This is a genomic window from Pseudomonadota bacterium, from assembly GCA_039028935.1.
Taxonomy (GTDB): domain Bacteria; phylum Pseudomonadota; class Gammaproteobacteria; order Steroidobacterales; family SZUA-146; genus SZUA-146.
Genome location: JBCCHD010000013.1, coordinates 97,080 through 103,903, shown reverse-complemented (window position 1 = coordinate 103,903; position 6,824 = coordinate 97,080). Strand labels below are relative to the sequence as shown.

At 55.5% G+C, this 6,824-nt stretch carries 8 protein-coding genes; 7 read left to right on the top strand and 1 reads right to left on the bottom strand.

The genetic code is table 11. From position 1 onward, the window contains the following. The 7 genes from AAF465_08500 to acpS form a co-directional block, all read left to right on the top strand. The coding region (locus tag AAF465_08500; GenBank protein ID MEM7082760.1) for a hypothetical protein at positions 1-129 on the top strand (129 nt) is incomplete at its 5' end. Between the two features lie 132 nt (positions 130-261). Next, positions 262-897, top strand: a complete 636-nt coding sequence (gene lepB / locus AAF465_08495; protein MEM7082759.1) for a signal peptidase I — start codon at positions 262-264, stop codon at positions 895-897. Between the two features lie 13 nt (positions 898-910). Beyond that, the gene (locus AAF465_08490; GenBank protein MEM7082758.1) at positions 911-1,282 is read left to right on the top strand and encodes a DUF4845 domain-containing protein; all 372 of its coding nucleotides are present in this window, start codon (positions 911-913) and stop codon (positions 1,280-1,282) included. After that, positions 1,279-1,962, top strand: coding sequence for a ribonuclease III (gene rnc, locus AAF465_08485; protein MEM7082757.1), 684 nt, complete (start codon positions 1,279-1,281; stop codon positions 1,960-1,962). Before AAF465_08490 ends, rnc begins: the two co-directional genes overlap by 4 nt. Next, on the top strand, positions 1,959-2,858 hold the full coding sequence (gene era, locus AAF465_08480) for a GTPase Era (protein MEM7082756.1): 900 nt from the start codon (positions 1,959-1,961) through the stop codon (positions 2,856-2,858). The genes rnc and era overlap by 4 nt, the downstream gene beginning before the upstream one ends. Positions 2,859-2,933: 75 nt before the next feature. After that, positions 2,934-3,695 (top strand): DNA repair protein RecO, encoded by a 762-nt coding sequence (recO, locus tag AAF465_08475; protein MEM7082755.1) that lies wholly within the window; start codon positions 2,934-2,936, stop codon positions 3,693-3,695. Next, entirely contained in the window at positions 3,692-4,072 is a 381-nt protein-coding gene (gene acpS, locus AAF465_08470) for a holo-ACP synthase (protein ID MEM7082754.1), read from the top strand. The genes recO and acpS overlap by 4 nt, the downstream gene beginning before the upstream one ends. Positions 4,073-4,113: 41 nt before the next feature. On the opposite strand, the gene AAF465_08465 is transcribed toward acpS, so the two are convergent. Beyond that, entirely contained in the window at positions 4,114-6,747 is a 2,634-nt protein-coding gene (locus AAF465_08465; protein ID MEM7082753.1) for an ATP-binding protein, read from the bottom strand. Positions 6,748-6,824: the final 77 nt, after the last annotated feature.

Here is a 6,824-nt window from a genome sequence, read left to right as displayed (position 1 = left end):
GGCGGCGATATCACTCGCAAACGCAAGTTGCTTGAAAAGCAAAAGGCCGGCAAGAAGCGCATGAAGCAGGTGGGCTCCGTTGAGATTCCTCAAGAGGCGTTTCTCGCGGTACTCAAATCCGACAAATGAGACTTTCTTTACCCAGTTTCGGGTGGTAGTGGCATGGGCTTTTCCTGGTTTCTCATCACTGCCTGCGTCGTGTGCGGTTTGGCCTGGTGGAGTGGGCACCGATATCCTCGCTATAGACCGATGCCCGTTTGGGTGGATTTGAGCCGCACAGTATTTGTGGTGTTCTTGTTTCTACTGCTTGTACGCTCGTTCGTTGTCGAGCCGTATCGCGTACCCTCGGCATCAATGATGCCGACGCTGCAGAGCGGAGACTATATCGTCGTGCAGAAATTTTGTTACGGACTGAGATTGCCCATAATCAATACATCGATCATGCCGACGGATTTGCCTCAGCGCGGGGATGTGGTGGCATTTCGAAAACCGGGCGATGAATCGCGACATTTTGTTAAGCGCGTCGTGGCTTTACCCGGAGACCGTGTGTTTTATCGTAACAAAGTATTACGAATCAACGGCGAACCGGTCGGCCTTGAGTTTTTACAGTCCGCGACGTCCGAGCAAGCGAATTCGGGGTTTATCGAAGCGATCGAGACGATTGACGGCACGCGCCACCGGATTATTCATCAACGCTATTCGGATAACGGGCAGCAGGAGTTTGAAAAAACCATTCCTAAAGCGCACTATTTTGTTATGGGCGACAATCGCGACGACAGTCAGGACAGTCGCGATCCCGAAGTAGGGCTGGTGCCTTACTCACACCTCGTGGGCAAGGTCAGCAGTGTGTGGATGAATTGGCATGATTTTTCGCGCAGCGGCACGAAAATACAATGAGGAGACGATTCGCATGAAGAACAAACAGCAAGGTATGACCCTGATCGGCTGGATTGGAGTAATCGTAATCATTTTGGTTTTGGCGCTCGCTGCCATACGGTTAGTGCCGGTTTATTTACAGTATTTCCGTGTCGCCGATGTTATTCGCGATGTGCCGCTGCAAATGCAGAACGAGAATAATGGCGTGACGCCGCAGAAAATTCGTCTGTACATTGATAAGCGCTTCGATGTTGAGGCGATTACTGTTATCACCTCAAAAGACGTCAAAATTGAGCGAAAGAGCGAATCATTTATCGTTACAGCAGACTATTCCCATGAAGTGCCGTATATGGTTAACGTCAACTTCCTCGTTGATTTTGTGACCAGTTCCGAAGTCAGGCGTTGATTCAGCCGGTCAACAAACTGGCAAACGCACTGGGGCTTGAGCTGTCCGAGCACAATGAGCTCGAAGCGGCGCTAACTCACCGCAGTGCTGGGTCGCGCAACAATGAGCGACTGGAATTTCTGGGTGACGCGATTCTCGGTTTCGTCATTGCGTCGCGGATCTTTAGTGTTCGGCAGGAAGCGGCTGAGGGTGATATGAGTCGCATTCGCGCGGCGCTGGTTCGTAAAGAGACCCTGGCGGACATCGCTCAGGAATGGGAATTCGGACAGTATTTACGCCTGGGCAGCGGCGAGCTCAAAAGCGGCGGATATCGTCGCGCTTCGATTCTCGCGGATGCGGTCGAGGCCGTAATTGGCGCGGTCTATCTTGATCAAGGGATGGCGTCAGCGGAGCAGCTGATCGATGTGCTGTATGGTTCGCGACTGACGCAAATTGCGGTCACGTCGGTAAAAAAAGACGCCAAAAGCCGCCTACAAGAGCATCTTCAGGCAAACGGTGATGCACTACCCACGTATCGCATAGTGAGTGAAACGGGGCCGGCACATCAGCGGCGCTTCGAGGTGGAGTGCGCGTTAACCGAGCGGCAGTTATCCGCATTGGGTAATGGTCGAAGTCGACGCTTGGCTGAACAGGCTGCCGCGGAAGCGGTGCTCGCGATGCTGTCTGAAAACGTGACATGACCGAGGCGGTTCAGCGCTGTGGGTTTGTCGCGATTGTCGGAAAACCGAATGTGGGTAAATCCACCTTGCTCAACCGCATTCTGGGCACCAAAATCAGCATCGTTACGCCAAAGCCTCAAACCACACGCCATCGCATTTTGGGCGTGAAAATTCAGGGTGCAACACAAATACTCTTTGTCGATACGCCGGGTCTACAGCTGCGTGGACGGCGAGCCATCGATCGGGTTATGAATCGCAATGCCGAGCAGTCGATTCATGACGCGGACATTATTTTATTTCTCAGTGAGTATGGGCGATGGAATGATCTGGACGACAACGTGCTGCGTGCGATCCGTGAGTCGGGGCGCCCCGTGGTGGGTGTCGTCAATAAGATCGATAAGGCGACGGGACGGCTCGCGCTTCTACCCGCACTGCAGTCGCTGTCGGAACGCCTTGACTTTGATGCACTGTTTCCTATGTCAGCCCTGACCGGTGACAATACCGCTGCGCTGGTCGACTACCTTGCTGAGCATCTGCCCGAGAGCCCTTGGCTTTACCCGGAAAATGCCAGCACGGACAAAGATGATCGTTTTCGTGTTGCCGAGATCATTCGCGAGAAGCTCATGATGGAGCTGCAGCAAGAGTTGCCATACGGACTCGCCGTCGAGATTGAGCGGTGGGAGGCGGACGAAACGCAAACCGCCATTGCCGCCACAATCTGGCTGGATCGGGAGAGTCAAAAGCCGATTCTCATTGGCAAGAATGGGGCGAGACTTAAAAAGATTGGCACGTCGGCGCGAAAAGAAGTGGTGAAGCTCACCGGCGGTCGTGTTCACCTGCAGTTGTGGGCGAAGACACGCAAGAATTGGTCAGACGATGCGCGCTTGTTACAGTCTCTGGGTTATGAAGCGCCCTGACAGGTCAACGCAGTCGGCGCGGCGTCCGGCTCGGTGTGTTTCAGGCGCGATTGACCATTGTGGTGGGGCAAGTCGATGAATGAGCGGCAGTCGGTGTCGTTGGCAGCCGCCTATTTGCTTCACGCTCGGCCGTTTCGAGATTCGAGTGTCATTGCGGAGTTTTTCACCCGCGATTATGGGCGCGTGTCGCTCGTGGGGCGTGGAGCCCGTCGCCCTAAGTCCCGATTGAAAGGGCAACTCAGACCCTTCCAGCGCAGCGTCATTTCCTGGGTGTCACGCGGCAGTCTCGGTACGCTCACGGCGATTGAGGCAGACACCACCATGACCACTCCGCTTCCTCGATCGATTTTGTCGGCGTATTACGTGAACGAATTAATTATGCGCGCGCTGCGCCCGGGCGATAGTCAAGGAGATGTCTTTGCCCGCTACGAGCGCCTGCTTGTGGAGCTCAATCACGCGAATGACGCCGTGGCGTTACGCCTGTTCGAGCGAGATTTATTGGACCATCTCGGATACGGCCTGCAGCTGACTGAGACGCGAAGCGGCGCGCCAATTGAGCCAGATACCAACTACATCTATGACGTGACGGAAGGCGCCTGGGAAGGGGGCGGTAGCGACGCGATTCGCGGAGCGAGCCTGCTTGCGCTCGCTGAGGGAGCTTTGCAGACTGTGCCACAGCTTAACGATGCAAAACGCCTGTTGCGAAGAGCGTTGGACGCGCATCTTGGCGAGGCCGACTCGCGTGTGCGCCAAGTGCTTGTGTCTATGCAGTCTCGTCGCCGCCGCTGGTCGGAAGACTCTGATTTAAGTCCAACCAAGCAGGAGACAGATTCGTGATTTATGGAATTGGTACCGACATTCTGCGTACCGAACGCGTGGCACAGACCTACGAGCGCTTTGGTGAGCGTTTTGCGAAACGGGTATTGATGCCATCCGAATTTGAGGACTTTCGCAAGAATAAACATCCCGTGCGCTTTCTGGGTATGCGATTTGCCGCCAAAGAGGCCATTGTAAAGGCGATGGGTACCGGTTTTGCGAACGGCATGTGGGTGCGGGATGTGGGCGTTGCGCACAACGCGCTAGGCCGTCCAGAGATTGTGTACTCGTCGCGTGGGCGGGCCAAATGCCAAGCGCTAGGAATTGGCGAGGGGTATTTGACACTCAGTGATGAAGGTGGCTTCATTATTGCGAACGCCGTGCTGTTGCGCCAGTAACGGATCGGGGGAATCGTCGGCGCGCTGATTGTGTTGTGCCGTTAGGCGAAGTGGGACGGCTCGCCTGACGTTGCCTCGGCCATCCGATCACGCACAGCGTCGAGTGCCTGGGTAACGTCGTCAAGTGCGGTGGGAAGGTGAGCGAGATCGCGATTACTGGCGGTGGTTTGCAGTTGCAGCGCCGCGTCGCGAAGTGTGTGCAAGCGACATATCGATGCGGTGCCCGATAACTTATGCGCCAGCTCATGGGTGGAGGCAAAATCGACATCCGGTCCGCTTACGTCTTTTAATCGCGCATGATAGAGGCCTAACTCGGTGACGAGCATGTCGCGCATTTCGTCGTCTAGCGCCGCCAGTGATGCGTCAATGGACACTTTCTCGGGGGACTCCTGGTCGACCCTATCCGGCGATTTGCCCAGCCAATGTTCGAGGCCACCCACCAATTGCGCGATCTTAAGTGGTTTTACCCAATAGTCGGTCATGCCCGCCTGCATACACTGACGATGTTGCTCGGGTACCACCGACGCCGTCATGCCAATGATCGGCACGTGTGTCCGACCGGCGGCGCGAATGCGACGCGTGGCTTCAATGCCGTCGCAAATTGGCATGCGTATATCGAGCACAATCAGATCGTAGTCTTGCTGACTGGCCGCTGTTGCCGCTTCGGCTCCGTTGACGACCGGCGTCACCTTCGCGCCGTGCGAGTTCAGTAGATCCTGCATATAGGCGCGGCCAAAATTGTCGTCGTCGGCGAGCAGTATCCTCACATCAGCCAATTTCGCACCGTCACCTGCGATCATCGCGGGTGTCGCATCACTTTGCGTCGTGTCGCTATCGGTTGACATCAATCTGGCGAGGGCATCCACCACCGCGGGCGCGGGTGAATGCAAAGGCAGGGCTTCACAATGTGACAACGCATTGAGTCGACCCATTAATGCCAGATTGCTTGAACTTAACAATACGATGTGAGGCGTTTCATGTGCAGCACACCGATTGACTAAGTCCGTATCACTTGTCGGGGCGCTGAGTTGCGCGCAGTTGAGCACCATCAAATCGATGGTGCGGGCGCCATCGTCGGTCGGCGTGACGCCGTTAGCTGCGAGTAAACGGGAATAATAACGCTGCGCCTCATCGTCGTCGCACAAGACACCGCCAACGCCGTCGATCGAGAGTGTCGCTCGCGTAGATTCTTGGCCATGCTGCTGCATGGGCAATGTAATAGTGAATGTCGAGCCCTGATCAATGTCACTCACAAGATCGAGCGAACCGCCCATGGCTTCGGTCAGGGAGCGCGTGATGAGTAGACCCAGTCCGGTTCCCGATTCGGGACTGCGTCCTGCCTGGGAAAAGGCTTCAAACAACGAGTCGATTTGAGCGCTGTCCATCCCTAATCCTGTATCGCGCACACGCAACACCACGTCATGCTTATTGCCCAAACGACTGGCGCTTTCAAGGCTAACCCGGACGGAACCGGAGTGCGTGTATTTGATCGCGTTGCTGACAAGGTTGGTGACTACTTGTCGTACGCGCAGACTGTCTCCTATTAGGGTCTTAGGGAACGATTGATCGCAAAAAAAGTACAGATCAAGATCTTTTGCGATGGCGCCTGGCGCTTGCATGACTAGACACCGATTGACCTCTTCGACCAGATCAAATGGCCGACTTTGTAGATCCAGCTTGTTGGCCTCGATTCGCGATAAATTGAGTGTGTCGTCGATGATGTCCAGTAGCGCGTTCGCGGCTTGCAACGTGCGGTTAACGTATCGCGATTGCTGTTCATTGAGCGTCGAGCGATCCAGTAACTGAAGGTGGCCAATAATGCCGTTCATCGGCGTTCGTATTTCATGGCTGATGTTGGCGAGAAAAGACGATTTGGCGTGATTAGCGTCGACCGCGCGGCGTCGAGCCAGATCGAGCTCCACGTTCTTAATTTCCATTTCTTCGAGCGTCTGCGCCACTTCCTGTGAGGCTTCCTCCACTTGGTGCGCAAGCGAGTCGCGGTAACCGGCAAGGGCGCGCGCGAGGTGATTTGTAGCCGATTGCAACTGCAGGAGTTCAAGCGGTCCGTGTAGGCTGGCGTCATCACGAAAATCAGCCTGTTCGAAACGATCAAACGCATCGAGAATTTCATCCCGACCTGTTTCCATGTTGTGGTCGTGCTTAGCGAGACGGCGCAACGCTACCCACAGCACCAGGGCGCTCAGCATCAATGCAGCGGTGGCCGCCAGGATGAGCTGCCGATAACTGCGCGTTGGCGTCAGGCGTACTGTTGCGCGCCCTTGCGTTTGTCCCAGTGCATTTTGCAAGCTGACGCCATTGGATTCGGTGAGCGCGTCGCCATAAGTCTGTTCATCGGGCAATGCCAGCACGCGATCGCCATTGGTGTCGGTGATCACAATGGACGCGCGGGTGGCGTCGGCAATCAGCGAAAAGTAATAGTCTTCAACCCGTTTTTGAAACAAAGGGTCGGTGGGTGCTGCGGCCACCGCATAGAGTGACTGAATTCGGTCGCCGGCTACCACCGTGCGCTGATAGGTGGCCTGCTGAAGGTTTTGGAGGGCCAGCCAGGTGAAAGCCAAAATCAGGACGACGAGCAAACCAAACAAGGTGAGAATCGCACTGCGTGCGATGGCGTAATACGACTGCTGCAGCTTTTGAGTTGGGATTGCGACCATAGCGTTAGTGTACCTGAGCGCGGCACTTTAGACGCAAGATTGAGGGCGACCTGGAGCGAAAGGTTTCTGCTACACTG